Below are 26,958 nucleotides of genomic sequence, written 5' to 3' on the forward strand. Positions count from 1 at the left end.
ATTTCAAAAAATTATTTAATATCAGCTTCTGCTGGTAGGTAAGTGTCTCCAAAGAATTGTTTAGACAACTTTTCAAGAGTTCCATCTTTGTAGAGTTCTTGGATACGTTTGTCTACAAATGTTTTCAACTCATCTTGACCTTTGGCAAGAAGTGGGTAAACGTAAGGTTGTTGGTCGCTTGGAAGTTCAATAACTTTCAAGTTGTCCAAACCTTGGTCCTTGATGACTGTTTCAACACCGATTTTATCAAAAATCTTGTAGTCAAACTGGCCATCGCTCAAGCGTCCCATGATTTGTTGGAAGTCCGCTTTAGTATACTTTAGGACAGTTGGATTATCTGAATGTTGTTTGTTGTAGTCTTCTAGCTGTTTAGCAGATGTTGTCCCTTGAACAACTTCTGTTGATTTTCCACCGATATCATCAAGCGATTTGATGCTAGGGTCATCTTTTTTCACTACAAGAACGTTAGGGTTTTTAGCAGTTGGAGCTGCATAAAGGTATTTTTCAGCACGTTCTTTAGTGTAGCTGATGTTGCTAACAGCCATATTGTAACGGTCAGCATCAAGTCCTGCAAAGACACCTGACCATTCTGTCTTCTCAAACTTGACATCATATTTGTCAGAATCTTTAAAGATAGCGCGAACCACTTCAATTTCGTAACCAGTCAATTCGCCATTTTCTTCATAGTTGAATGGTTTTGGTGTAGCATTGGTTGCAACGATAATTTCTTTCTTGCTAGCTGCTTCTCCTTCTTTCTTAGCACCACCTGAGCAAGCTGCTAGCACACCTGCAGCAACAAGCCCTAGAGCAGCAAGAGATGAGTATTTAACGATTTTTTTCATTTCATTTCCTCCAAAATAGAATACCTTATAATCTTAACAGAAAAAAAACATTTACGCCATTATATGATATCTATCTCTGTGATAGGTTTTCTTTATGGCTGATTTAAAAGACCAAACGCAAGACGGCAATTAAGATCACTCCAAAGAGAACTGTTCCGACTAGATTGCGGTAACGAAAGGCCACCCAAGCTGTTGGAAAGACGGCTAAGAAGTCCAGCCATTTGATTTGAGGAAAACTCCCAACCTTACCTGTCACTACGCTTGACAGAATCAAGGCAAAGATAATAGAAACGGGCAAGAACTTCAAAAAGCGCTCAACGATCGCAGGCAAACCCTTATACTTGACCAAGATGAAGGGAATCATACGGGGAATCCAGGTCACCAAGCCAGAGAAAATAACTGCTAATAAAAGATACTTACTGACCATCTAATACCACCCCCATTGTACAACCAAGTAGCGTCGCAAACAGAACAGCTAGTGACTGAGACACCACTGTCAAGAGTAAAAAGAAGGACACCGCAACAACTGCTAGGATAATGAGCAGATTACGGACAGGAATCCGTCTTTGCATAATCTGGAATTGCGAAGCAAAAATCCCGATGAACATCCCAACCAAAGCAAAATCCAAGCCAAAGATTTCTGGATTTGGCAGTAGACCACCCAGAGCCGTTCCGACAACTGTCCCCACAAACCAAGCCACATAGCTGTTGAGATTGTTTCCGTGCATCCACATAGGATTGACCTTGTCTGTATGGGCCAATTCGCCCATCAAAACACCATAAGTCTCATCTGTCAAGAGGCTAGACATACCGATATTTTGCCAGAGACTGGTATGACGGAAATAGGTTGATGCGTGCAAGCTCAACAAAAAGAGACGCAAATTGATCAAAAAGACCGTCATAGCAATAGCTGCCACAGGAGCTTGAACCGCAATCAAGGCCAACATGGCAAACTGGGCGCTCCCAGCATAAACAAAGAGGCTCATCAAGCCCATCTCAACAGGTGTCACATAAGGCGCACCAATAATCCCACAGGCCAGCCCGATACTGACATAACCAAGGGCTGTTGGCATGGCTGCCTGCGCCCCCTCCCAAAATCCTTTTTCTTTCATCTTTCTCCTCATATCGTCTTAATAAATGGGCTGAATCAGTTCCAGCCACAGCATGGACTATTATAACACATTCAGGAAAGAGAAAAAAGTCTGCTGATTGTAATCAGACAGACTCCATTTTATTCTTATTTAATCTTGAAGAATTGAACAATTGCCACAATACCTTGATAAATAAAGACAAAGGCAATGGTGTAACTAATATAGAGACCGGTCATCAATGGGTATCCCATCATGATTAAACCTGCTACGATTCCTAAAATCCCCATCCAAACTAGAGGGGTACCTACCGATTTATCCGTCTTACGAACCTTGAAACCAACGATAGTTTTTGTAATACCATTTGTCAAGGCCCATAAAGAAATGATAAATGGTACAAATGTTACCATTTCAATAAAGCTACCTGAGAATAAGGTAAGAGCGAGGATGAGGGTAACAATTCCTCCAAATAAATTCCAGCCATGCTTTTCTTCTGATTTGAAGTATTGTACAATCTCAGAAATCCCTTGAACTGCAAATACAAGTGCAAACAAGAAAGTCATGGAAGCCAAGCTAATAAGAGGATGTGCAAACATATTAAAACCTGCAAAAACTGCAAAAATACCCGCAATTAGTAACAACCATTTCCAAATTTTCGACATTATTTTTCTCCTTTTTTAGAGGAATCTTCCTCTAGTATTCCATAAATCATCATATCCAAAACCTGTGATAATTGATGTTCATATCCTGAAACCAAGTTAGATAGAGGTCTGATTTCCCTGAAAAATTATGATACAAAACTCCTTTGGCAATACCATCCACTTTACAAAGTTCATTGATGACAAAACCTTGATAGCCTTTTGTAGCAAATTCAAACAAAGCAGCGGTAATGATTTTCTCTCTTCGTAGTCTTGTTTTTTCTTCTTTTCTCATGTATTTACCTCTACATTTTTTAATTATAAACCGATTGGTCTAAAATGTCAAGCAACTTTCTCAAAAATTTAACAGTCTGCTGATTGTAGCCATCATAAACAGACTGGAATCCAGTCTCAAACATATAATATACACATTCTTCGCTAAATGTTTTCACGGATATTCAAGAGTATGATAAAGGCAGCTAGAAGAAATAGCAATAAAACAAAGCTAACTGCCAGAGTTCCAAAGCTAGTAGCAATGGTTACCAAAGCTATTGTAAATAAGCTAGGTAAAACAACTGTAATGGCGCCGATAGAGGATTGAACTGCTCCCATTGACTCCTCAGGTATTTGTTTAAAAATGAGTTCCTGTAATCGAGGAGAGAGGATACCTGCGAAAAAGGCATCCAAGGCACTAAAGATAAGAATCCAGTCAAAACGAACTGCCACAAAGCCAACTAAAAGGAGTAATTGGATAATAAGCGAGGCATATAGGGCTAGTTTTATGGAGATTGTATTCTTCAGATAGCCACTCACAAGGCTTCCGACAATAAGGGCTGACAATTCAAGGGTGGATAACAAGGCAAGAGATTGACCTGTTTGTAAATTCAAAAAGGGCTGATTCCTCAAAAACAGAGTAGAAACAGGAACTGTAACATTTATCACTGCTTGACTAATAGAGATAATAAACAAAACCAAGAGCACCTTATTCATATTCCATATCAATTTTGATGATTGGAGCAGATGCTGGCAAAAGGATTTTACAGAGAGTCCTTCTTGATAGCTAATCGTTTTTTCTACTTTCAAGAGGTCTGTTTTTATGAAAAGAATACCTAAAAATGCGATTAAAAAGGTCAGAGCATTCAGTAAGGAAATAGACTGGATAGATAGAATACCTAGTAAGACTCCTCCTAGAATATTACTGATTGTTTTCACTAAACTAACAGTTGACTGTTTAAATCCAATAGCTTCTGCCAGATGGTCTTGCCCAATAATTCTAATGAAAATCGGAGTGAGCATGGCGCCTGAAAAATAACTCAATGTGTCAGATAAGAGGTTAATCAGACAAATAAATGCTACTAATAACAAGGAAAAGGACTGCCCTGAAAGTGATAAAGAAACGATAGAGTAAAGCAAAAATTTTGCAAAACTAATCATTGTATATTTTAGGACACGATGATGTTGAAAATCCGCCAAAACTCCCAGAAAGATTTGCAGAACTTGAGGAAGGGTTTCTGAAATCGTGATCAGTAAAATCGCCAAAGGGGCAAAAGATGCATCTGCCACATAATTCAAAAAGGCCAGATAAAAAATCGTATCCCCAACCGTTGAAATCCACTGGTTGATGGTTAATTGCCTAAAATTTCTATTTTGAAGAAATACTTTCATCACAACTCCTTTTAAAGTTCCAGTGTATAGAAAACAAGACTTGGTTTAATATTGAACTCCAAGCCTTGCTCATATTCAGATTCATCCATTATATGATGTTCATGCCGTATTTTATAATAAATCATATCTTAAAAATACCAGACCACACTATTCCCTGCTTGTATTTAGCTTCTTTCTTTTGGACAAATTTTGCTAAATCCAACAACTCTGTCGGCGGTTCACCTTTAAAGCTCAACAATTCTTTAGAGACGGCAAAAGAAAGACGTACAGCTAACAAATCTTCATTAGTACTAGAGAACTGTTTTGCTGTTTCCAGCAATTGCTTCCTAAATTCTTCCGTCAAGCTAATTTCTTTATTATTGTATAGGGAATGAATTAACATTTGTAACTGACTTTGTTTTTCCATCGTTTACCTCATTTTATCTAGGACGCCAAGTTTCACTTTTAGTCCAGCCATTTACAGTATGCTCATAATTAAACATATACTGTACGAATTCCCATCTATAAACCACTTCTGCGACTTAGGATCTGCTTGAAGTGCTTTACAAGGATAGTATAACACGAAAATTAGCTTATTTTAGAAAATCGCATATTTGATATTTTTTCTTATAGAAATTTCAGATTTGCAATTGTTGACTACTCAATAAGTTCTTTGTATTGCTTCAAACGCAATTCGAAGAGGGCTAGCAATTGTGGATTTTCTAATACTTGCAGAGATTGGATAAATCTTTCAATCTCTTTTTGATTGCTTCCTTTGGTTTGAAGGAAAATCTTCATTTTCTTTAAAAACTGCCACAATACTTTTTCAAAAACATCGTATGGACGAAGCATGCTCTCTAGCTCAGCTTCAAAAATTGGGATATAAGAGAAAAGTTTACGCTCCATGAGTTCTGATATAATATTCAGAAATCCACTTTTCATATACAATCGATTATGTACCAACTCTTTAAATTCCCTAGATTTCTCAATTAAAGCGGTCGATAAAAATATCAAATCTTGATTGCTCAAGAAGGGCATGGTATTGCAAAAGAGATAGAGTTCAAACCAGGTCCAAGACTCAATAGCATAGAGATAGATAGTCAAAAACTCGCTATCTTCTTTTACTAATGGATAGTTCTTATTTAAGGAATGGAGTGCGTTTTTAATTACAATGGCATTCAAACGACGATAGGTCTCTGCCATCTGTTCTTGCTCGACTTCCTCCAACAGTTGCTCTAAACCAGCTATATCTTGGTGGGCAAAGCGATCCACAACCTTTCTACCAATCTGCATATGTAGGGATTCTTGATAATTGTTTAGCTTATGACCAAACTCATCAAAATTCATATTGATCCCTTGGATGGCTAGGATCAACTTATCCGCAGATAGCATAGACTGCCCTAGTTCAAACTTGGACAACTGAGAGGCTGTTAGACCAGCACAAGCCACATCTGACTGCTTGAGCTTTCTCGCCAAACGTAATTCCTTGTAAAATTCTCCCAACTCCATTCTCTCAATCATCTCACCACCTCCTATTTTTTATATAGTATATCATTATTCACAATTATTTGTCAAAATATTCTGACATTTAAGAGAGCAAAAAAGCCAGCCCTAAGCTGACTCTTTATTCCATGGTATCAAAAGCGAGACTTGGTTTGGCATTGAGGTCCAAGCTTGCAAAGTTTTCTTTGTTCCATTCGCTGACGCTGGCATAGGCAATCATACCTGCATTGTCTCCGCAGAGGCGCAGAGGTGGAATGATGACCTTGACATCTGCGATTTCGGTTGCTAGGCGTTCTCTGAGACCTTTATTGGCTGCCACACCACCTGCCACGACTAGAGTTTTAACAGGGTATTTCTCCAAAGCCTTCTTAGTTTTTGCCATGAGAATATCCAGGACAGCTGCTTGGAAGGATGCACACAAGTCCTCTGTAGACAGACTTTCTCCCTTTTGCTCGGCATTATGGTGAAGATTGATAAAGGCAGATTTCAAACCTGAGAATGAAAACTCCAGATTATCTTCCTTAATCATGGCACGAGGAAAGTCATAAATATCCTGCCCCTGATGAGCCAGCTCGTCAATCTCACGACCGGCAGGATAGGTCAAGCCCATGACACGGCCGACCTTATCATAGGCCTCACCAACCGCGTCATCTCGCGTTTCCCCAACAATCTTGTAGTCACCCGCCTCCGAAACATAAACCAACTCTGTGTGTCCACCGCTGACCAAGAGGGCTAGCAAGGGAAACTCCAAAGGCTCCACGCTCTGAGCTGCCATAAGGTGACCAGCCATGTGGTTAACGGGAATCAGCGGAAGTCCATGTGCCCAAGCAAAGGCCTTAGCAGCTGATAAACCAACTAGTAAAGCTCCCACCAAGCCAGGTCCATAGGTAACCGCCACAGCTGTTACATCGTCTTCGGTAATCCCTGCTTCTGCCAACGCCTCCTCGATGCAGGCTGTAATGACCTCGACATGGTGACGACTGGCTACTTCTGGCACTACGCCCCCAAAACGTTTGTGGCTCTCAATTTGACTAGCAATGACATTAGACAAGAGCTCATCGTCGTTTTTCAAGACGGCGACACTGGTCTCATCACAGGATGTCTCAAATGCTAAAATATATCTATCCTTCATCTATTTCTCTCTTCATGATAATGGCATCCTCGACTGGGTCATGGTAGTAGGCCTTTCGCTCAGCGATGACTGCCATCTTTTCTTTCTTGTAAAATGCTTGTGCTCGGTGATTTGACTTTCTGACTTCGAGGAAAATCTCCTTGTCTGTCGGCAATTGAGCAAACAAGGCTGATGCAATTCCCTGACCCTGATAGGTTTGTTTGACAGCGATTTGCAGGACTTCTGCCTCAAAAAGATTCTCCTGCACAGCTAGAAAGCCAATCACTTCTTCCCCATCATAAGCTAGAGCATACCAAGTCTGGTCTTGGGACAGGTCTGCTTGGATTTGTTCCAGCGTCCAAGGACTGACTGGGTAAACAGCTATCATAACAGCGTAGATGGCTTGAGCCAGATCAGGTTGCTGGTGAGTTCGTTTGATTTCTATCATAGGCGTTTAATGTAGGACTTACCAGACTCGGTATGGTTCTTGAGCCAGTTTTCCTCAGCCTCAACACGCTTGAGGTAGTTCGGCACAAAATCATGCAAGGAGTCTGCTTCCTTGTCCCAAGCCAAAAGAGCAAGATTGGCTGCATTAGGCAAGGTTTCTTTGTAATTAGTCCTTGGCAAGTGTTCTTGAATCTGCTCCACAAAGGGGGCAACTTCTCCGACAAAGGTTACCTGACTAGCACCCTTAACTTTCTCTAACACCTCTTCAAAAGATAGGTGCGCTTCTGGCATGACAGGTTTGGCATTTTCATAAAATCCTGCATAAACATTGTTGCGACGCGCATCCATCAAGGGAACGAACAAGCCTTCTTGTTGGTAGGGCACCAGAGCCAAGAGGCTAGACATACCAACTAACTCAATGTTCAGGGTATGAGCCAAAGTCTTGGCAGTTGCTACCGCGATTCGCAAACCTGTGTAGCTACCTGGCCCTTCCGCCACCACGATTCGGTCCAAATCCTTGGGTGTCCAATCCAAACTTGCCATCAAAAAATCGATGGCAGGCATAAGGGTAATACTGTGATTTTTCTTAATATTAATCGTCGTCTCGGCAAGAACCTGCTTGTCCTCTAAAATAGCGAGAGAAAGAGCCTTGCTGGACGTATCAAAAGCTAATACTTTCATAACACATTCCTATCTTTTTGTCTGCTTACTATTATACTACAAAAGCTGGCACATGGGAATTTTCTTTGCCCCCAAACAAAAATGCCTATACTTAGCTAAAAAATAATTTAAAAAATGCTCACTTTTCCTTTTCTTTTCCGAATATAAAAGTGAACAAGAAAAAAGGAGGAAAGTTCAATGACAAATTTTGACGTTCTTGACAATCAATTTTTATCCTTATCTGAAAATGAATTATCAGATATTGATGGCGGTCTCGCTCCCTTGGTTATCTTTGGAGTAGCAGTATCTTGGAAAGCTATTGCAGGTGGAACAGCACTTATAGGTTCTGGTTTGGCAGCTGGTTATTTTTTAGGAGGAGATTAATATGATGAAAGATTTGAACAACTATTGTGAAATTTCTAATAAGGAATTGCAAGAAATAAAGGGTGGTTTTGGTGTAGGTGTTGGTATCGCTTTATTTATGGCAGGTTATACCATTGGAAAAGATCTCCGTAAAAAGTTTGGTAAGTCATGCTAGATAAAAGACACATTTTTAGAAGGATAAATTTTATCTTCTTCATCTCTTACAGTTTGATCAACATTCTCAATGATTTAAACATTACTACTATCCCTTTACCGATTGATTTATCTGTTTGTATTGTTTTATTTTTATGCTTCAACTCTATTTTTGAGCAGAAGAATCGTTAACATAAAACTAATAAGCTCTGAAAATTCCATTGTCATGTCACTTTAGAAAAATGCAAAGACCACCTCATCTTGATAGATGGGGTGGAATTTTAGTGTCATGAATTTACTATGTTTTACCCCCAAACAAAAAGCCCCTGCATCAGCAGGGCATCTAAGCATTTAATCCAAAGTAAAATACAAACCAAACGACATAGGTTACGAGGAGGAGAAAAAGCGAGTAGAGGGTCACAAAACTAATCTTCCACAAGAACTTGCTTTGTCGTTGTTCCAGTTTGGCAAATAGAAGATTCCCAGTATAAACGCAAGCAACAAACACAATAAAAGCCACCAAGCGAGCTCCGATAGCAAAGGCAAATAAGTTATACATAGGGCAACCTCCTTGACTTAAAATCTATATGGAATTATGACAAGCAACAAATTTCACTTCCATTATCAAAATAACATATTTTCTCTGTTTTTGCAAACGCTTACCAATAAGTTGCCCTGTGACTTTCTCGTTTCCGTCTTTTACTAATCTTTCATTTTATGTTATAATTGAAATAATTGTAACGAATCAAGGTCATCTAGACACAAAATGGAATGAAATCAAGCAAATCTCTGCTAAAAGTTTGGAATAAGCTGACCTGTAAAATAGAAAGGAACTATATGATTTACAAAGTTTTTTATCAAGAAACAAAAGAACGTAGCCCACGCCGTGAAACAACACGCGCGCTTTACCTAGACATCGATGCCAGCTCAGAACTCGAGGGTCGTATCGCTGCTCGCCAACTTGTCGAAGAAAATCGCCCAGAGTACAACATCGAGTATATCGAACTCTTGTCTGACAAATTGCTAGATTACGAAAAAGAAACTGGCGCCTTCGAAATCACGGAGTTCTAATATGGCCTATACTCTTAAACCTGAAGAAGTTGGCGTTTTTGCCATCGGTGGTCTGGGAGAAATCGGGAAAAACACATACGGAATTGAATACCAAGATGAGATTATCATCGTCGATGCTGGGATTAAATTCCCAGAAGATGACTTGCTTGGTATCGACTATGTTATTCCTGATTATTCTTACATCGTGGACAATATCGACCGCGTCAAGGCTGTTTTGATTACACACGGACACGAGGACCACATCGGTGGGATTCCTTTCCTGCTTAAGCAAGCAAATGTCCCTATCTATGCTGGACCGCTTGCCTTGGCTTTGATTCGTGGGAAACTCGAAGAACACGGCCTCTTGCGCAACGCCAAACTTTACGAAATCAATCACAACACTGAGTTGACCTTTAAAAATCTCAAGGCAACTTTCTTTAGAACCACTCACTCTATTCCAGAGCCTTTGGGAATTGTCATTCATACTCCACAAGGAAAAATCGTTTGTACGGGTGACTTCAAGTTTGACTTTACTCCAGTTGGAGAACCAGCAGACTTGCACCGTATGGCAGCCCTTGGTGAAGAAGGCGTGCTCTGTCTCCTGTCTGACTCGACAAATGCAGAAGTGCCAACCTTTACCAACTCTGAAAAAGTCGTTGGTCAGTCCATCATGAAGATTATCCAAGGCATTGAAGGACGTATCATCTTTGCATCCTTTGCCTCAAATATCTTCCGTCTCCAGCAAGCAACAGAAGCTGCTGTTAAGACTGGACGTAAGATTGCGGTCTTTGGTCGTTCTATGGAAAAGGCCATTGTCAACGGAATCGAGCTTGGCTACATCAAAGCTCCTAAGGGAACCTTTATCGAGCCAAATGAAATCAAAGATTATCCTGCAGGAGAAGTTCTCATCCTCTGTACAGGTAGTCAGGGCGAGCCAATGGCAGCCCTCTCTCGTATCGCCAACGGAACCCACCGTCAGGTACAACTCCAACCAGGTGATACTGTTATCTTCTCTTCTAGTCCAATCCCTGGAAACACTACTAGCGTCAACAAGCTGATCAACATCATTTCTGAAGCTGGTGTCGAAGTTATCCACGGTAAGGTTAATAATATCCACACATCTGGACACGGTGGTCAGCAAGAGCAAAAACTCATGCTCCGCTTGATTAAGCCAAAATACTTCATGCCTGTCCACGGTGAATACCGCATGCAAAAGGTCCACGCTGGACTAGCAGTAGATACTGGTGTTGAGAAGGACAATATCTTTATCATGAGCAATGGTGATGTGCTTGCCCTTACTGCTGACTCAGCTCGTATCGCAGGTCATTTCAACGCCCAAGATATCTATGTCGATGGAAATCGTATCGGTGAAATCGGCGCAGCTGTCCTCAAAGATCGTCGTGATCTATCTGAAGACGGTGTCGTTCTGGTAGTCGCAACTGTTGACTTCAAATCGCAGATGATTCTGTCTGGCCCAGACATCCTCAGCCGAGGCTTTGTCTACATGAGAGAGTCTGGCGACTTGATTCGCCAAAGCCAGCGCATCCTCTTCAATGCAATTCGTATCGCACTGAAAAATAAGGACGCCAGCGTGCAATCTGTCAATGGTGCCATTGTCAACGCCATTCGACCATTCCTCTATGAAAATACAGAACGTGAACCGATTATCATCCCGATGATCCTCACACCAGATGAAGAATAAGTCAAAAAAACAGCCCCGTCCTCGGAGCTGTTTTTCTATGCTTTTTTTGAGATTGAAACTCAATAAAAATCGAAATCAGACTAGAAGGCTAGGCGAAAGCATAACTTAAGTTAGCTCCCATAGTTCGGGGAACTATGGGAGGCTGTAGATGAATCAAAGCCAAGCTTTGAACTCATTCGTAAGAAGCCGACGACGTATTATTTTGATTTTTGAAGAGTTTTAGAAATACTACGATTTTTACCTTCAAGATACACCATCAAAATAGAAATATCTGCTGGGTTTACTCCCGAAATACGGCTGGCTTGGCCGATGGTTTCTGGATTAATAAGTTTAAACTTCTGACGAGCTTCTGTCGCGATAGAATCAATATCATCCCAGTCAATATTGGCTGGAATACGTTTTTCTTCCATGCGTTTCATCTTGGCAACCTGGTCCATGGCTTTGGAAATATAGCCTTCGTACTTGATTTCTGTTTCAATCAATTCGATAATCTTGTCATCCAAGTCCTCTGCAGCTGGTCCGATGAAAGCCACCACATCTTGATAAGAAACTTCTGGACGGCGAAGGAATTCCTTGGCTGTCACTGCATCTGTCAAAGGCTTGAAACCCATCTCCTCAACCTTGGCATTGGTTTCCTTGACTGGCTTGAGTTTGATGCTGTCTAGGCGTTTCATCTCATTTTCAAATTGATTTTTCTTGATTTCAAAGCGAGCCCAGCGTTCATCATCCACAAGGCCAATCTCACGTCCCATCTCTGTCAAACGCATATCAGCATTGTCATGGCGGAGAATGAGGCGGTATTCAGCTCGACTGGTCAAAAGGCGATAAGGCTCAATGGTTCCCTTGGTCACCAAGTCATCAATCATGACCCCAATATAACCGTCACTGCGCTTCAAAATCAACTCAGGCTTGCCTTGGATTTTAAGAGCCGCATTGATACCCGCGATAATCCCTTGACCAGCAGCTTCTTCGTAACCTGACGTTCCATTTGTCTGACCAGCAGTGAAAAGTCCGGAGATTTTCTTGGTTTCCAGAGTCGCACGCAACTGATGAGGCAAGACCATATCATACTCAATGGCATAACCTGTTCGCATCATTTCAGCATTTTCCAAACCTTTGATGGAATGTACCAAGTCACGCTGGACATCCTCAGGCAGACTGGTTGAAAGTCCTTGAACATAGACTTCCTCAGTATTGCGCCCTTCTGGTTCAAGGAAGAGTTGGTGGCGTTCCTTATCCGCAAAGCGCACAATCTTGTCTTCAATCGACGGACAGTAACGAGGGCCCACTCCCTTGACAACACCTGTAAACATAGGCGCACGGTGGAGATTGTTTTGGATAATCTCATGACTAGTACCATTGGTATAGGTCAACCAGCATGGCACTTGATCCTTGACATAATCCTCATCACGTGAAGTGTATGAGAAGTGGTTTGGCGCTTCATCTCCTGGCTGAATTTCTGTCACATCGTAGTTGATAGAAGAAGCCTTGACACGTGGAGGAGTTCCTGTCTTGAAGCGACCGATTTCGAGTCCCAGTTCCTTGAGATTGTCAGCTAGGTTAATCGAAGCTAGGCTGTGGTTAGGACCTGACGAATACTTAAGATCTCCGATGATGATTTCCCCACGGAGAGCAGTCCCTGTCGTCACAATAACGGCCTTTGCAGCATACTCTTGATGGGTAGCTGTACGCACACCGACAACCTTGCCATCTTCCACCAAAATCTCATCAATCATGGTTTGACGAAGGGTCAGATTCTCTTGATTTTCAACCGTCTTGCGCATCTCCTTAGAGTAAAGCTCCTTGTCAGCCTGCGCACGAAGGGCACGGACAGCTGGCCCCTTCCCTGTGTTAAGCATCTTCATCTGGATGTAAGTCTTGTCAATGGTTTTAGCCATCTCGCCACCGAGGGCATCGACTTCACGCACAACAATTCCCTTGGCAGAACCACCGATAGAGGGATTACAAGGCATGAAAGCCAGCATTTCAATGTTGATGGTCGCAAGCAGGACCTTACAGCCCATACGGCTAGCGGATAGGGATGCTTCTACCCCAGCGTGTCCCGCACCAATTACAATAATATCGTATTCTTCAGTAAAATGATAAGTCATATTTCTCTCCTATTCCTCAAGATGAATGTGTCTTAGTTGGCCGTCCCAAGTTGGTAGGGCTGTTTTTAAAAAGGCTGGAACTAGTTGGAAATCCTGAAGCTGGTCCAAGTCAATCCATTCACAGGGCTGCCTTTTCTCATCTTCCTGCATGGTCAATGGAGCATCTTCAAGCAAATCCACCAAATAATGAAATTCGATGTTGTGATAGGAAACACCGTCCTGTTCAAAACGATTTTCAACCACGAAAGCTAGTTGCCCAGCTTGAGCTTTGACACCCAGTTCTTCCTTCACTTCACGGACTACCGCGTCTTCCGTGCTTTCATTGACTTGAATCGCACCGCCAATTGTGTAATACTTGCCCTTGTCTTTGGTAACTAGGAGCTTGCGATTTTGGACAATCAAGGCTGTCGCCCGAACTCCAAAAACCGTATTTCCCACTTTTGTCCGAAAGTCTTGTTGAGTCATTTTTATCCTTTCCTTTAAACGACACAAAAACAGTCAAAACTCCAAAGAAGTGCAGGACAAAAAAGCCTGCAACATCCATGAGCTTTGACCATCATTTCTATTGCTTTTATTATTGTAGCAAATTGAGAAAATTTGTCAATCTAAATGTACTGACAAACTTGTCCATCGCGGTAAGCATTGTCAATCAAACCACCACCTAGACACTCTTCGCCATCGTAAAAGACAACTGCCTGTCCTGGTGTAATGGCGCGTTGCGGTTCTGCAAAGATGACCTCTGCCTTGTCTCCTTTGACATGGACGGTCACCTTAGAATCAGGCTGACGGTAGCGGAATTTAGCCGTACATTCAAGCGTAAACTCCTCTGGCATGTCACGAGTAAAGTGGACTTGACTGGCCTCTAAGCTAGTTGACATGAGCGAATCATGGTAGAAACCTTGGCCTACATAGAGAATATTCTTGCTTAGGTCTTTTCCGACAACGAACCAAGGTGCATTGTCACCACCGTGTTGCCCACCGATACCGAGACCACCACGCTGACCGATCGTATAATACATCAGACCTGCATGCTCCCCCATATCGCGACCATCTACAGTCATCATGCGACCAGGCTGAGCTGGCAGGTAGTTGCTGAGGAAATTTTTAAAGTTCTTTTCTCCGATAAAACAAATCCCTGTCGAGTCTTTCTTCTTAGCAGTCGCAAGTCCTGCTTCTTCTGCTATTCTGCGAACTTCAGGCTTTTCCAAATGTCCCAGTGGGAACATGGTTTTTTGAAGTTGTTCTTGCGACAGTTGGCTGAGGAAATAGGTCTGATCCTTGCCATTATCCACACCGCGAAGCATATGAACAGTACCATCTTCATCACGCGCCACTCGGGCATAATGCCCAGTCGCTACATAGTCTGCCCCCAAGGTCATGGCATAGTCCAAAAAGGCCTTGAACTTGATTTCCTTGTTACACATAACGTCTGGATTTGGCGTGCGCCCTGCACGGTATTCCGCTAGGAAATACTCAAAAACGCGGTCCCAGTACTCTTTTTCAAAGTTGACAGAGTAGTAAGGAATGCCAATCTGGTCCGCCACCGCAGCCACATCCTTGTAATCTTCGGTCGCCGTACAGACGCCGTTTTCATCTGTGTCATCCCAGTTCTTCATGAAGATACCGATCACATCGTAGCCCTGCTCCTTGAGAAGAAGAGCCGTCACCGACGAATCAACACCACCACTCATCCCTACGACAACACGTGTTTTAGAGTTCTCACTCATGGTAAGTCTCCCATCTATTCGTTTATTCACGATTGAAGGTCGTGTATGCTTAACGATTGAAGGTCGCTTGAGCAGTATTCATTATAACATGCTTGGTTATAGAAGACAAGAAAGAGGCTGATAATCTGCCAACCTCTTGTTCTGAACCTATCAATCTATCACTTTCTAGCTTCATTCGCTTTCTTAGCAACTGCAATTTGGTATTTCACTTGGTCAAACCCTGTACCTCCCAAGGAATTTCGTCTTTGAACAGCAGTTTTAGGTTGCAAGTAGACATAAATATCCTCGGCAATGAGGGAATGATAGGTTTGTAATTCCTCCAAAGTCCAATCTTGAATATTTTTAGCAGACTTGATAGAGTCTAACACTAATCTTCCCACAACCTCATGAGCTTCTCTAAATGGCAAGCCTTTTCCTGCCAAATAGTCTGCCAACTCAGTTGCATTTGAAAAGTCCTTCTCTGTCGACTCTTGCATTTTTTCTTTGTTCACCTGCAAACTAGATAACATACCTGCCAATACATCGAGGGAATTTAAAATCGTTTCGACCGTATCAAACATCCCTTCCTTATCCTCTTGCAAATCCTTATTATAAGCTAAAGGCAAGGACTTCATGACTGTCAACAGTCCAAACAGATTCCCATAAACTCTACCAGTCTTTCCTCGAATCAACTCAGCCATATCTGGATTTTTCTTTTGGGGCATAATAGAGGAACCTGTTGTAAACGTATCTGACAAGGTAATGAATTGGTACTCAAAGCTACACCAATTAATCATTTCTTCGCAAAAACGGCTCATATGCATCATGAGTATACTGGCACTGGATAGAAATTCTAAGATAAAATCGCGGTCACTAACAGCATCCAAAGAATTTGTATAAGGTTGCTTAAACTCCAGCAAATCGCTAGACAATTGGCGATCAATGGGGAAAGTCGTCCCTGCCAAAGCTGCCGCACCTAGAGGGCATAAGTCTGTATGCTTCTGGTTAAATTCAAAACGTTCACTGTCTCTCTGAAACATATTGTAGTAAGCCATCAGGTGGTGGGCAAAACTAATAGGCTGAGCATGTTGCAGATGGGTATAGCCCGGCATGATCGTCTCCACCTGATTTTCCGCCAAGTCTAATAAAACACCCTTGAGATGAGCCAGTTTATCTAGGACATGGCCTAGTTGCTCCTTGAGATACAAGTGCATATCTGTCGCAACTTGGTCATTTCGAGAACGAGCTGTATGTAACTTCCCTGCAAGGGGGCCAATTTTTTCTGTCAACAACACTTCCATATTCATATGAATATCTTCGTTTGCGATATCAAAGTCAAGTTGGCCTTCCTCTAGCTCTTCTAAAAGCTCTTTCAAGCCTGCTTGGATCTTTTCTGACTCCTCCAAACTCAAAATGCCCGTCTGACCCAACATCTGAACGTGGGCTAAGGAACCAATCAAGTCAAATTTAGCTAATTTCTGGTCAAAAGATATACTCGCACCAAAGCGCTCTACCCAGTCTTCGACAGTACCTTCAAAGCGACCACCCCATAATTTTGTATTCTTAGCCATATCACATCCACCTCTCTATCCAATCGCCCTATTTGGCGCTTTTTTGAACCTCAGAATGAACCTTGGTTGGAAGTCCCCACAACTTAATAAAGCCAACAGCTGCATCTTGGTCAAAGGTATCTGCACTGGTATACGTCGCCAAATTTTCATCGTAAAGAGAATTTGGTGATTTCCGAGCCACGACCTGAGCGCTTCCCTTATAGAGTTTGACTTTTGCAGTCCCATTGACAACTTTTTGAGTCTCTTTAATATAAGCAATCAAGGCTTGTGTAGCCGGACTAAACCACAAAGCATTATAAATAAGATTTGATAATTCATTTTCTATAATTGGTTTAAAATGAGCCACTTCTCTCACAAGCGTCAAGTCCTCAATTTCCTTATGAGCTGTCAGCAGGGTCACCGCCCCTGGGCATTCATAGATTTCTCTTGATTTAATCCCAACCAAACGATTTTCCACATGGTCAATCCGTCCGATCCCATGTTTTCCAGCTATTTCATTGAGTTTTTGAATCAAATCTGCCAATTTTAGCCCTTCTCCATTGAGGGAAACAGGGACACCTTCACTAAACTCAATATCAATGTATTCTGGCATATCTGGAGCTTGCTCTGGAGAAGTTGTGATGCCAAAGGCTTCTTCTGGAGCCTGATTCCATGGATTTTCCAAAATACCACACTCATTGGCACGTCCCCAAAGATTTTGGTCGACAGAGTAGGGATTGTCAAGGTCAGCAGGAACAGGCACCCCATTTTCCTTAGCATAGTGAATTTCTTCCTCACGAGACCATTTCCATTCACGAACTGGTGCAATTACTTTTAAATTGGGATCCAAGGCTGCAATCGATACTTCAAAACGCACTTGGTCATTCCCCTTACCAGTACAACCATGAGCAATTGTAGTCGCTCCTGTCTGATGCGCTATTTCAACCAATTTTTTAGAAATAAGAGGGCGACTCAAGGCAGATACCAAGGGGTACTTTTGTTCATAGTAGGCATGTGACTGGAGAGCTACTAGCACATAATCTATAGCAAATTCGTCCTTAACATCAATGACATAAGATTCGACTGCCCCAACCTTAAGAGCCTTATCATGGATAAAATCTAAATCTTTCCCTTCACCCACATCCATACAAACTGCAACAACATCATAGTCTTTCTTTAGCCAGGTAATAGCAACTGATGTGTCCAAACCACCAGAATAGGCCAAAATTACTTTTTCTTTACTCATGTTCTTTTCCTTCTTTCTATTTTTCAATGGACGCTTTAAAGGCATCCTCAATGAGTTTGTCTAATTCCCCAGAATCCTTCAACTTTTGAATGGTTTTATCGACTGCCTCTTTCAATTCCTTGCTATCTTTTTTCATGGCGACCGCATAAGAATCATCTTGCTCTTTTTCAAACTTGAGGTCTGCGATTGCTAAATCAGGATTATTTTCCACAAATCCCTTGGCAACTGGTTCTTCAAAGATAACGGCATCCACTTGTCCTGATTTTAAATCTGTGATTAAATTCCCATTTTTAGGCAGAGATACGAGGGAAGAATTTTGTAGCAAATCTTTCGCCATCGTCTCTTGAATCGAACCTTTCTGTGCTCCGACCTTTTTCTGCGCTAAGTCGTTGACAGACTGATAAGTGGCTAAATCAGATTTTTTGACAATGAGCTTATTTTTTGAAGTATAGTAGGGAGTTGAAAAATCGAACACCTTGCTCCGTTCATCTGTCTTAGAAACACCTGATATGGCAAGATCGACTTTTCCTGATTGAACACTAGCCAGTACATTGTCAAAACTCATGGGAGATAGTTCCAATTCGACACCTAGTTCTGTTGCGATAGCCTTGGCTAATTCGATATCTGAACCCACAATCTGATTTTTCCCATCAACCACTTTTTGGTATTCAAATGGAGCAAAATCTGGATTGAGAGCTACAACCAATTTTCCTTTGGACTTGATGGCTTCAATTCCAGCCGATTGATTGTTACTACAAGCAAATAGTAGGGGGAGCATCACTAAACCAAACATCGTCATCAACACCTTCTTCATCTTATTCATAACAAAGCCTCCTTTATGTTTATTCTTTTTGGTTGTATAAATAATACTCCTATACTCATCGTTTGTCAAGCCTAAATTGAAAAATTTTTCAATTTGAAACAAAAAAACCTAGAAATACTACATAAAAATGTTATTTCTAGGCGTATTTATGCCATTCATCTCTGAAAAACATGAGTATTCAGTCAGTCAAAATAAGCAGAGCTAACTCATTCCCCCTTGCCCAATTCAATGATACGATGACATTGTTGGGCTACATAAGCATCGTGGGTCACAATAATAACTGTTTTCCCCTCGCGATTCATCTCTAAGAGAAACTTCAAGACCAAATCTCTATTTTCAGGATCCAGAGAACCTGTTGGTTCATCGGCTAAAATCAGCTGGCTGGGTTTTAAGATGGCTCTAGCAACTGCAATTCGTTGTTGCTCCCCACCAGACAACTCGGAAACCTTTTGGTGCAAAGTAGCTGACAAACCTACTCTCTCTAAAATCTCTTCCACCTTTTTGAGCTTGTCTTTCTTAGACAATTTCACATATTTCAGTGCCAGCATAAGATTGTACTCGACCGTTTCATCATCAATCAGGGCAAAATTTTGAAACAGATAAGAGATATGTTCACGGATTATTGTTTGCGACTTAGCAGAATTGACCGCTAGATTTGTCTGACCAAAAATCTCATACCGTCCGCTGTAATCACCATCTATCAAACCTAATAAATTTAACAAGGTTGACTTACCACTACCACTTTTTCCAACAATGGCTACCAAATCCCCCTGATCAATCCTGAGAGACAAGTTATCCAAAATCACTTTTCCCCCAATGGTTTTGGTAATATTTTCCAACTCAATCATAAGATGCCCCCTTTCAATAATTCTACTAGACTTCTTTTCTCCATCCTAGAAGCCAAGCCTAGCACAAATAGTATATCCAAACATGTAAAACCTGCAAACAGTAGAAGTGGCAAGAGCGCATGGGCAAAGAAAATCAAGACTAGAAGAGGGAGACTATAGCCCAGCAAGAGCAGAACTAAGAGAGGACGGTAGCGATCGACCAGTTTCCACCCCATAAACTTCTTGGTAATGATATCCCTGCGCTTCAATAAGAAAGTTGTTACTAGTAAGAAGTAGGAAATCATCATGCTAAGGAGACCAAACAAAGCAAAGAGTAGGTTAAAATTCCGAACAGCATCTCGATAAGAATCCACTTTCTCTTGTTGAATGGCTTGAATCGATGAAAATTTTAAATAATTCCCATCTGATAATTTCTCAACTAACTCCGTAATCACTTTTTGATTTTGTTCTGTATTTTCAACTTTCATCGGGTTGTTTAAACCTGTCGTTGACAAGCGAGTCTTTTCTTCCCACATCATGTCTTGATCATTTACCAGACTAATGATTGGATTGTGGAGATTTTCCTTTCGCTCATTATTATAAGGGAAGAAAGACCAATCTCCTTCATAGTAGGCAATTTCTACATCCATATCTTCTATTGTTTGCTTTTGCTGATCTTCATACCTCAGAGAAAGATAGGCGATGGATTTTCCCAAGAACTGATTCTTGCCTTCTTGTCCTTTATCACTGGCTGGCATCAAAATAACTTTTTTAGTGCTGGTATCTGGTAACTTGAATCCCTTGCTCTTTAGAAAATTGCTATTAGCATAGTAAACATCTACCTTATCAGGCAGTTGGTACTGCTGCACTTGTTCAGCTTTGATGACTGGTTTGATAGGAAGACTCGTACTTCGCACATAGTTTACTTGTGTTTTTGCTAGCAAGTCTTGATAAAATTGGTAGAAATAATCTGTAGATTTCCCTGACCCTGCTAGCTCTTCTTGCCACAGGTTATCATTGAGTTTGAAGGTTTCTAAGGTCAGGTAATTACCTTGGCTTACCCACTGTTGCTGATAAGCAAGTTCTTTGTTTTCTTGTTCTAAACTTCTGCCCACCCCAATCAGTAAGGCCGTCAGTAAAATAGTTGTCCCTATTTTCATCACATAATTGAAGATAAGACCAAGTTTGACAGATGAAAAACCTTTCAACATGGAACTGACTGTCATTTTCTGAATCATCAGGTAGGTCAGCCAACTGATGAACAAATACAACTGTAAAAGCAGAAATTGGGATAAGAGTAAACTTGGGAACAAAAGTTTTGGTCTGTAGTCCAGCACTAAAAATAGTCCCAAGTCAATGATAAGACTTCCACCCAAGAGAAGATAAAAATTAGTTTTTACAAAACCAGCTAAAATCGCCCCGCTTTGAAAACCAAGTAACTTTTGAACCCCCACTCGTTTCATCTCCATCATCGGCTGATAAACTGTTACTAACACAAGAAGTAAAATAGCCAAGACAAAAACAATGGCAGATAAAAGCAAATCTCGATTTATGACTTCCACTGCACTTTTATAGGTAGGCTCTAGCAAGGTAGCCTGGTCTATCTTGAAAAAATCGCTCCATTTCTGTACAATCCTATCCTTATCCATCTCTTGTGTAGAAGTTATCGTATAGCGACCATTTAAACTACGAGATGTATCCTTGATATAGGTTTGAAAAGTTATAAGCTGAATAGGCTTGGCTTTTAGAAAGGTCGGTATCGTACCAAGTTTATTAGAAATTTCTTTATTACTGTAGACTCCTTCACCATCTGTGGTAAAATCAAGAGAAGAAATCCCAAACTCTTGGTAGGGGAAGGTATCTTTATCAAAAACACCAGACTTGATTACCTCATCACCACTGTCTGTTTTGATGATGGAGACTTTGTACTCCTTTGATACATCCTCAAAAAATCGAAGAACAGACGCTGCAGGTTCGTTAATATCTTTCAAATACAAATCCAAAGAATCTACAGTCTTTCCCATTTCCCGAATCCGAACCGCTTCACGTGTGTAGTTTACATTAAAAACAAAAAAAGTGGTACACAGCAACAGCAGAAACATACAAAGATGACTGATTTTTTTCATAAAAGTACCTCCACTAAAGTTTTCCCTCTCCTAATAGGAGAGGGAAAATTTCACTTAAAATCCATAGAAATATTCTAATCCTGTTGGCGGAATTTTATTAAGGGAAGCTTGAGCCCAAACCTCGGGATCTTCACGATCCTTAGAGATTCTACCTCCATGCTTGACAGTTGCTGTATGAGATCGAGTAGAATGTAAATAATCAGAATATCCAAAAGTTCCTGTCCAACCTACTCCATAGTTCCATTGACCACCCTCAACCCATACTGCTAAAGCATTTGTAGTAGCAAGTATACCACATACCATTAAAGATGCAACACCAATTCTAACTAATTTTCTCATGATTTATTTCTCCTATTATCGAGAGCTGTTCCGTAAAAACAGCTATAGTAATTTATCAACAAGTATCGTAGTCCATTGGACTCACCTTCATTCTATCTCATTCTTTAACAACGAACTTATTTTTAACCGGGAGAATAGTACGCTCCTGTATCAATACCTTGAGTAACTAGAGTAGTACTAATAAAACTTCGACTATTACTCAGTAGAAGTAGCACAACAAGCAATATAGATAGCGCTTTCAAATATTCGAATTTTAATTTTCCCATCTTGCCACCTTCTTTCACCTATATTATAAATCAACATATATAAACTGTCAAGCAATTAAAGTAAAAAATCATATATTTTTTTAAAAAAGAATTATAGTTATGTTTTGTGTATGAAGAGGATGGTCAAAACTCAATTTCAGGATAAAATGAAGTAAATATCCCCATAATAAAACGCATAGTATCAGTTTTTTCAAAACCTGATATTATGCGTTTCTTTATTTTAAAGACTTTTTTCCCAGCCTCATACGTTCTCTGACTGCTTATCCATCAGATATTGTTCTACCTTGAGTGCCATGACTTCATTATTTTCAATTAGATAAAGCACCTTAGCTTTCATATAATAGTCCTTAGCAACAGAGAGATCAAGATCTTCTGTTACATTTCCCAACAAACAATATAAATCTGCTAACCTAAAGCTACTATGATATTTGTTACAAAATTCAATTATCTCCAATAATAGCGCTCTGGACTTGTCCATCTCCTCCTGTTTCCAAAGGTGGTAACAATAATTGTATTTTATTTTGATATACAACTCAATTTGTTCACGCACACTGGTATCGATTTTTGAAAGGGCTACGGAAACCTGAACATATAGTTGCTCAAATTTCTCCTTATCCTCATCATAGCCTAAGAAAATCAGCAGGGTATTCAAAATATATAAGTAGTCCACTTTATCAATACTAATCCTACTGAGGATGTCCTCTATTTTTGAAATAGCTAGTTTTAATTGATGTTCACATTGATAGGTTAGAATAGCATCTATCCAGTCCAGATAAATCTTTTCATCAAAAGATAAAGAAGTCTGCTGCTTTCTTTCTCCCTCAAAAGCATATTTCAAAGAGGCGTAATCTTGATTTTCCAATAATGTTTTAGACAATCTCTTGAAAGCAGACAAGCCTAGAAACTCTTTCGAAATTTCTCCTGAAAAGAAATAGTCCATATTTAAGCCCATTTTTTCAGATAATTTATATAACAAATCTGCTCCTGGCATATATTTGCCTTGTTCCATGCGACTTATCTGAGTTTGTTGGCAAATTCCTTCTGCCAATTCTTTTTGCGACCAACCCAGCTCTTTTCGCTTATTTTTTAATCTTGTTGCTAATAATGCATGCATGCTATCCACCACTATTTATATTCTATAAAAACATTATACTACTTTTTTGATAAGATTATATCAAATTGGCTACAAAGAGTGAACAGATTTCCCTACATGTAAGCAAAAAGAGGCTGGGAAAAACTAGCTTCCAAATAAAATCACATAGTGATTTCAGTCTTGAGTACAATCAAGCTGAAAGAAATACTGTGTGGTTTTTGAATTGTTGAACGTCCTAAGATTCGTTTTTTGGTTAATTGTCTATCAGAATGTCCTTTTATCTGTCAATAATCCGAGAAAATCTTGTCGTTTCAAGTCTGAGAAATGTTTGGTAGAAAGACTTCCTTTTTGAAGTCCATCATCTCTAACCTGTAAATAATAGCTATGTTGGCTTGTTTTAATTGTCAAAAAATCGCCAAATATAAAAACTCTTTTCCAGTTGCGAATCTCAAATTCTTTCATCTCTGATTTTGGAATGCGGATAAGTCCTTGTCGCAAATCACGATGGTGCTCACTTGTAAAAGTCATCCCATTCCCAAGATTTCTTATCAGTAGTTCATCTGGAGTCACCATCACCAGCGCTATTTTAGTTAAGAAAATTTCAACTGTTGGTGGTAAAATCGCCAAATTAAACCAGGGATGTAGGTAGCGATAGGCTAAGAAATAATGAGGCTCCTCACCCAATCCTAGTTGTTTATATAATGTCTTAACCTCACTGTCTAATCTCGCTTCAAAAGACACATCCGAATGCTCTTCTTCCTTCTTCTGATTAAAATAACGCATCCAGACTAGAAAACCTATAAAGACTATAATAAATATTCCTGATAAGAGATATTTTACATTGTAGTTCATCACTTAACCTCCTGATTCACGCCTCTGCCTAAAACAGAGGCCTATTTATTTTGAAAATAGTTCCATAACAACTTTAAATAAGACTGGTGTCATTAAAATTAGGATGGTTCCTATCACAAATATCATTACTACTCGAAAAAGCTCCTTATTTTTAAACATTTTTCCACCCCTTTTCTAGCTACATCATAATACTGTTAAGCCCATTTTAAAATTACACCAAGATTTTTCACAAACTTATTTTAGCTTTCTTTTCTACTTTTTATATTACTATGATACAATATTTTTAATAGGATTTTATTGTTTGTTAACTTTTTTCACTAAAAGGAGAAAATCATGCGTTATGATTTCGGAAAGGTCTATAAAGAAATACGTGAGTCAAAAGGCTTAACCCAAGAAGAGGTCTGTGGAAATGTTCTCTCAAGAACCAGCCTATCAAAGATTGAAAGTGGTAAAGTAACTCCTAAATATGAAAATATGGATTTTCTTCTCCGGCAAATGAATATGAGTTTTGAAGAGTTTGACTACATCTGCCATCTCTATCAGCCGAGCCAACGGACAGAAATCATGCAAACTTATCTCAATATGAATTCCATCATTGGTGGCAGTGGTCTAGTTGATTTTTTTGAAACATGCCAAAACTATCTCAAGACCCATCACGATCTGCCTATAGAAGAAATCAGGGATATGCTGGAAGTTGTCATTCATATCCGTCAACATGGTACAGAGCAACTGTCAGACCAAGTGAAACAGACTATCCAAAAGCTGTGGGAAAAAATTGAAAAACAAGATACATGGTATGAAAGTGACCTAAAAATCCTCAATACCATCCTTTTCAGCTTTCCCATTGAACACCTCCATCTCATCACTGGAAAAATCCTGCAACGCTTGGAAGTCTATAAAAACTATCAACATTTATATGACTTACGAATGGCAATCCTACTCAACATTTCCACCATTTACTTATACCATCAAGACAAAAACATGTGTCAACAAATCTGCTATACTTTACTAGAGGATGCCAAGAACAAGAAAAGCTACGATATGCTTGCTATCTGCTATGTCCGTATTGGGATTTGTAGGGATGATGCCAAACTTATCCAAAAAGGGTTCTCCCTTCTAGAGCTGACCGATGAAACTTCCATTCTAGCCTTTCTCAAAAAAGAAGTGGAGATCTATTATCAACCGAAAGAAATATAAAAAAGTCGAGGGATTTCCTCGACCTTTTCATATTATTCTGTTCGTTATTTCTTAATACCAGCCGTTGTTAAGCCAGAAGTTTTTAGCAGCTGACCATGAACCGTAACGTCCTGCAACGTAAGCATCTGCTACACGTTCTTGGTTTTCAGCTGAGTAGTCACCGTTCAAGTATGAATCTGTCAATTGGTAACGTCCAATGTATTGGCCGTTTGTAGCTGTATAGCTACCACCTGATTCTTTTTGTGCAATCCATTCTTTAGCTTCTGCTTCAGATCCACTTACAGTTGCAGCTGGTGCTGAAGTTTCTGCTGCAGCAACAGTTTCTTCTGCTACAGGAGCGCTTGCAGCTGGTGCTGCTTCTTCTACTACTTCTGTAGTTTCTGCTACTGGAGCTGAAACAGTTTCATCTTGAGCAGCTGGTGCCGCATAAGTAGCTGGCGCTGGTGTTGCAACAGGTGCTACAGGACCATCGATAACCAACTCTTGACCAACATAAATCAAATGAACGTTGTCGATGTGGTTGTTTTCTGCCAATTTCTCAACAGTTGTGTTGTGAGTTTCAGCGATTTCTGAAAGTGTATCACCTTCTTTAACAGTGTAAGTTGATGATTCTTGAGCAGATACAAATGATGGAGCAAATACTGCAAACAAGGCAGCTACTCCTGCAAGAGTTGTTTTAATCTTTTTAGTTGTTGATTTCATATTTGAAAATTCTCCTTCTTTCTATAGTACTATCATACCCTTTAAATATTACTGTTTCTTGACACTTTTATGTAGAAATATTACAAAATTATTTTTTATTTCCCTAAACAAGCTATTTTTTGTTACAAAAGATGCTTTTTTATGCTATTTGTAGTGTAAAAAGGTTTTCATCCACAATTAAAGCCAAGACCTTCATTCTTTGATATAATAGAGATAAGAATTTTTATAAGGGGAAACTGATGAAATCACTTCGTTTTCAATCTGTCTTTGATATCATCGGACCAGTTATGATTGGCCCATCTAGTAGCCATACTGCTGGTGCTGTTCGTATTGGGAAGATTGTCTCTTCCATTTTTGATGATACTCCGACAGAAGTCGAATTCCAACTATTTAACTCATTTGCCAAGACCTATCGTGGCCACGGGACAGACCTAGCCCTTGTTGCAGGTATTTTAGGCATGGATACAGATGATCCTGAAATCCCAAACAGCCTGGAAATTGCCCACAAGCGTGGCATCAAGATTGTCTGGACCATTCAGAAAGACAGTAATGCTCCGCACCCTAATACCACTAAAATTACCGTTAAAAATGCCCACAAGACCATCAGTGTGACTGGTATTTCTATCGGTGGAGGGAATATTCAGGTAACCGAACTCAATGGCTTTGCCGTCTCTCTCAATATGAATACACCGACTATCATCATTGTTCATCAAGATATTCCAGGTATGATTGCCCTCGTAACAGAGGCCCTTTCCCGCTATGGTATCAATATCGCCCAGATGAATGTTACTCGTGAAAAAGCTGGTGAAAAAGCCATTATGATTATCGAAGTTGACAGTCGCAACTGTGATGAGGCCATCGAAGAAATTCGAAAAATCCCTCATCTCCACAATGTCAATTTCTTTAAATAGGAGGAAGC

General features: G+C 40.2%; 30 protein-coding genes. 6 read left to right on the forward strand and 24 right to left on the reverse strand.

Annotated elements, in window-relative coordinates; all coding sequences use genetic code 11:
• Positions 1-11 precede the first annotated feature (11 nt).
• The 11 genes from QM843_RS05135 to tsaB form a co-directional block, all read right to left on the reverse strand.
• Complete coding sequence (locus tag QM843_RS05135; RefSeq protein WP_004254995.1) at positions 12-842, reverse strand: amino acid ABC transporter substrate-binding protein; 831 nt, start codon at positions 840-842, stop codon at positions 12-14.
• A 103-nt stretch (positions 843-945) separates the two neighbouring features.
• Complete coding sequence (locus QM843_RS05140) at positions 946-1,269, reverse strand: AzlD domain-containing protein (RefSeq protein ID WP_020902668.1); 324 nt, start codon at positions 1,267-1,269, stop codon at positions 946-948.
• On the reverse strand, positions 1,259-1,954 hold the full coding sequence (locus QM843_RS05145) for an AzlC family ABC transporter permease (protein ID WP_000659743.1): 696 nt from the start codon (positions 1,952-1,954) through the stop codon (positions 1,259-1,261). Before QM843_RS05145 ends, QM843_RS05140 begins: the two co-directional genes overlap by 11 nt.
• Positions 1,955-2,079: 125 nt before the next feature.
• Positions 2,080-2,592 (reverse strand): HdeD family acid-resistance protein, encoded by a 513-nt coding sequence (locus QM843_RS05150; protein ID WP_023948489.1) that lies wholly within the window; start codon positions 2,590-2,592, stop codon positions 2,080-2,082.
• A 49-nt stretch (positions 2,593-2,641) separates the two neighbouring features.
• Entirely contained in the window at positions 2,642-2,863 is a 222-nt protein-coding gene (locus QM843_RS05155) for a TetR/AcrR family transcriptional regulator (RefSeq protein WP_004250194.1), read from the reverse strand.
• Positions 2,864-3,006: 143 nt separating this feature from the next.
• The gene (locus QM843_RS05160) at positions 3,007-4,233 is read right to left on the reverse strand and encodes an MFS transporter (protein WP_004254988.1); all 1,227 of its coding nucleotides are present in this window, start codon (positions 4,231-4,233) and stop codon (positions 3,007-3,009) included.
• 121 nt (positions 4,234-4,354) lie between these two features.
• Positions 4,355-4,639 carry a bacteriocin immunity protein gene (locus QM843_RS05165; protein ID WP_004254985.1) on the reverse strand — a complete coding sequence of 95 codons (285 nt, stop codon included), beginning with the start codon at positions 4,637-4,639 and terminating at the stop codon, positions 4,355-4,357.
• A 230-nt stretch (positions 4,640-4,869) separates the two neighbouring features.
• Positions 4,870-5,733 (reverse strand): Rgg/GadR/MutR family transcriptional regulator, encoded by an 864-nt coding sequence (locus QM843_RS05170; RefSeq protein ID WP_020901821.1) that lies wholly within the window; start codon positions 5,731-5,733, stop codon positions 4,870-4,872.
• 103 nt (positions 5,734-5,836) lie between these two features.
• Entirely contained in the window at positions 5,837-6,847 is a 1,011-nt protein-coding gene (gene tsaD / locus QM843_RS05175) for a tRNA (adenosine(37)-N6)-threonylcarbamoyltransferase complex transferase subunit TsaD (protein ID WP_020901820.1), read from the reverse strand.
• Positions 6,837-7,274 (reverse strand): ribosomal protein S18-alanine N-acetyltransferase, encoded by a 438-nt coding sequence (gene rimI / locus QM843_RS05180; protein WP_020901819.1) that lies wholly within the window; start codon positions 7,272-7,274, stop codon positions 6,837-6,839. Before rimI ends, tsaD begins: the two co-directional genes overlap by 11 nt.
• Entirely contained in the window at positions 7,271-7,954 is a 684-nt protein-coding gene (tsaB, locus tag QM843_RS05185; RefSeq protein ID WP_020901818.1) for a tRNA (adenosine(37)-N6)-threonylcarbamoyltransferase complex dimerization subunit type 1 TsaB, read from the reverse strand. Before tsaB ends, rimI begins: the two co-directional genes overlap by 4 nt.
• A gap of 177 nt (positions 7,955-8,131) precedes the next feature.
• On the opposite strand from tsaB, the gene cibA reads away from it, so the two are divergent.
• Positions 8,132-8,317, forward strand: coding sequence for a fratricide two-peptide bacteriocin subunit CibA (cibA, locus tag QM843_RS05190; RefSeq protein WP_000180841.1), 186 nt, complete (start codon positions 8,132-8,134; stop codon positions 8,315-8,317).
• A 1-nt stretch (position 8,318) separates the two neighbouring features.
• Positions 8,319-8,471 carry a fratricide two-peptide bacteriocin subunit CibB gene (cibB, locus tag QM843_RS05195; protein WP_000974044.1) on the forward strand — a complete coding sequence of 51 codons (153 nt, stop codon included), beginning with the start codon at positions 8,319-8,321 and terminating at the stop codon, positions 8,469-8,471.
• A 321-nt stretch (positions 8,472-8,792) separates the two neighbouring features.
• Here the strand turns inward: cibB and QM843_RS05200 are convergent, their stop codons facing one another.
• Positions 8,793-9,008, reverse strand: coding sequence for a hypothetical protein (locus QM843_RS05200; RefSeq protein WP_136936680.1), 216 nt, complete (start codon positions 9,006-9,008; stop codon positions 8,793-8,795).
• Positions 9,009-9,286: 278 nt separating this feature from the next.
• On the opposite strand from QM843_RS05200, the gene QM843_RS05205 reads away from it, so the two are divergent.
• A complete protein-coding gene (locus QM843_RS05205; protein ID WP_000639572.1) occupies positions 9,287-9,520 on the forward strand; it encodes a DNA-dependent RNA polymerase subunit epsilon in 234 nt (77 codons plus the stop codon).
• Between the two features lies 1 nt (position 9,521).
• Complete coding sequence (rnjA, locus tag QM843_RS05210; RefSeq protein ID WP_261150218.1) at positions 9,522-11,201, forward strand: ribonuclease J1; 1,680 nt, start codon at positions 9,522-9,524, stop codon at positions 11,199-11,201.
• Between the two features lie 197 nt (positions 11,202-11,398).
• On the opposite strand, the gene mnmG is transcribed toward rnjA, so the two are convergent.
• The 11 genes from mnmG to QM843_RS05265 all read right to left on the reverse strand — a co-directional run bounded on the left by mnmG (position 11,399) and on the right by QM843_RS05265 (position 24,140).
• Entirely contained in the window at positions 11,399-13,312 is a 1,914-nt protein-coding gene (gene mnmG / locus QM843_RS05215; protein ID WP_414304371.1) for a tRNA uridine-5-carboxymethylaminomethyl(34) synthesis enzyme MnmG, read from the reverse strand.
• Positions 13,313-13,321: 9 nt separating this feature from the next.
• Positions 13,322-13,777 carry an NUDIX hydrolase gene (locus QM843_RS05220; RefSeq protein WP_414304370.1) on the reverse strand — a complete coding sequence of 152 codons (456 nt, stop codon included), beginning with the start codon at positions 13,775-13,777 and terminating at the stop codon, positions 13,322-13,324.
• 140 nt (positions 13,778-13,917) lie between these two features.
• Positions 13,918-15,039, reverse strand: coding sequence for a tRNA 2-thiouridine(34) synthase MnmA (mnmA, locus tag QM843_RS05225; protein ID WP_414304369.1), 1,122 nt, complete (start codon positions 15,037-15,039; stop codon positions 13,918-13,920).
• Between the two features lie 158 nt (positions 15,040-15,197).
• Positions 15,198-16,589 (reverse strand): argininosuccinate lyase, encoded by a 1,392-nt coding sequence (gene argH / locus QM843_RS05230; protein ID WP_414304368.1) that lies wholly within the window; start codon positions 16,587-16,589, stop codon positions 15,198-15,200.
• A 28-nt stretch (positions 16,590-16,617) separates the two neighbouring features.
• Positions 16,618-17,814: an argininosuccinate synthase gene (locus tag QM843_RS05235; RefSeq protein WP_414304367.1), complete on the reverse strand. Its 1,197-nt coding sequence runs from the start codon at positions 17,812-17,814 to the stop codon at positions 16,618-16,620.
• A gap of 16 nt (positions 17,815-17,830) precedes the next feature.
• Positions 17,831-18,637 (reverse strand): ABC transporter substrate-binding protein, encoded by an 807-nt coding sequence (locus QM843_RS05240; protein ID WP_414304366.1) that lies wholly within the window; start codon positions 18,635-18,637, stop codon positions 17,831-17,833.
• 206 nt (positions 18,638-18,843) lie between these two features.
• The gene (locus tag QM843_RS05245) at positions 18,844-19,485 is read right to left on the reverse strand and encodes an ABC transporter ATP-binding protein (RefSeq protein WP_414304365.1); all 642 of its coding nucleotides are present in this window, start codon (positions 19,483-19,485) and stop codon (positions 18,844-18,846) included.
• Positions 19,482-21,590: a bacteriocin-associated integral membrane family protein gene (locus QM843_RS05250; RefSeq protein ID WP_414399169.1), complete on the reverse strand. Its 2,109-nt coding sequence runs from the start codon at positions 21,588-21,590 to the stop codon at positions 19,482-19,484. Before QM843_RS05250 ends, QM843_RS05245 begins: the two co-directional genes overlap by 4 nt.
• Before the next feature lie 54 nt (positions 21,591-21,644).
• Complete coding sequence (locus tag QM843_RS05255; protein ID WP_414399172.1) at positions 21,645-21,929, reverse strand: lactococcin 972 family bacteriocin; 285 nt, start codon at positions 21,927-21,929, stop codon at positions 21,645-21,647.
• Positions 21,930-22,436: 507 nt separating this feature from the next.
• A complete protein-coding gene (locus tag QM843_RS05260; protein WP_414399175.1) occupies positions 22,437-23,309 on the reverse strand; it encodes a helix-turn-helix domain-containing protein in 873 nt (290 codons plus the stop codon).
• Positions 23,310-23,552: 243 nt separating this feature from the next.
• Complete coding sequence (locus QM843_RS05265; protein WP_001108834.1) at positions 23,553-24,140, reverse strand: hypothetical protein; 588 nt, start codon at positions 24,138-24,140, stop codon at positions 23,553-23,555.
• Between the two features lie 333 nt (positions 24,141-24,473).
• Here QM843_RS05265 and QM843_RS05270 point away from each other — a divergent pair, with 333 nt between their 5' ends.
• Positions 24,474-25,337 carry a helix-turn-helix domain-containing protein gene (locus QM843_RS05270; protein WP_414304361.1) on the forward strand — a complete coding sequence of 288 codons (864 nt, stop codon included), beginning with the start codon at positions 24,474-24,476 and terminating at the stop codon, positions 25,335-25,337.
• Between the two features lie 51 nt (positions 25,338-25,388).
• On the opposite strand, the gene apf is transcribed toward QM843_RS05270, so the two are convergent.
• Entirely contained in the window at positions 25,389-26,039 is a 651-nt protein-coding gene (gene apf, locus QM843_RS05275) for an aggregation-promoting factor (RefSeq protein ID WP_000843470.1), read from the reverse strand.
• 239 nt (positions 26,040-26,278) lie between these two features.
• Here apf and sdaAB point away from each other — a divergent pair, with 239 nt between their 5' ends.
• Positions 26,279-26,950 carry an L-serine ammonia-lyase, iron-sulfur-dependent subunit beta gene (sdaAB, locus tag QM843_RS05280; protein ID WP_000838912.1) on the forward strand — a complete coding sequence of 224 codons (672 nt, stop codon included), beginning with the start codon at positions 26,279-26,281 and terminating at the stop codon, positions 26,948-26,950.
• The last annotated feature ends 8 nt before the right edge of the window (positions 26,951-26,958 follow it).

The organism is Streptococcus mitis (genome assembly GCF_047463435.1).
GTDB lineage: Bacteria > Bacillota > Bacilli > Lactobacillales > Streptococcaceae > Streptococcus > Streptococcus mitis_DS.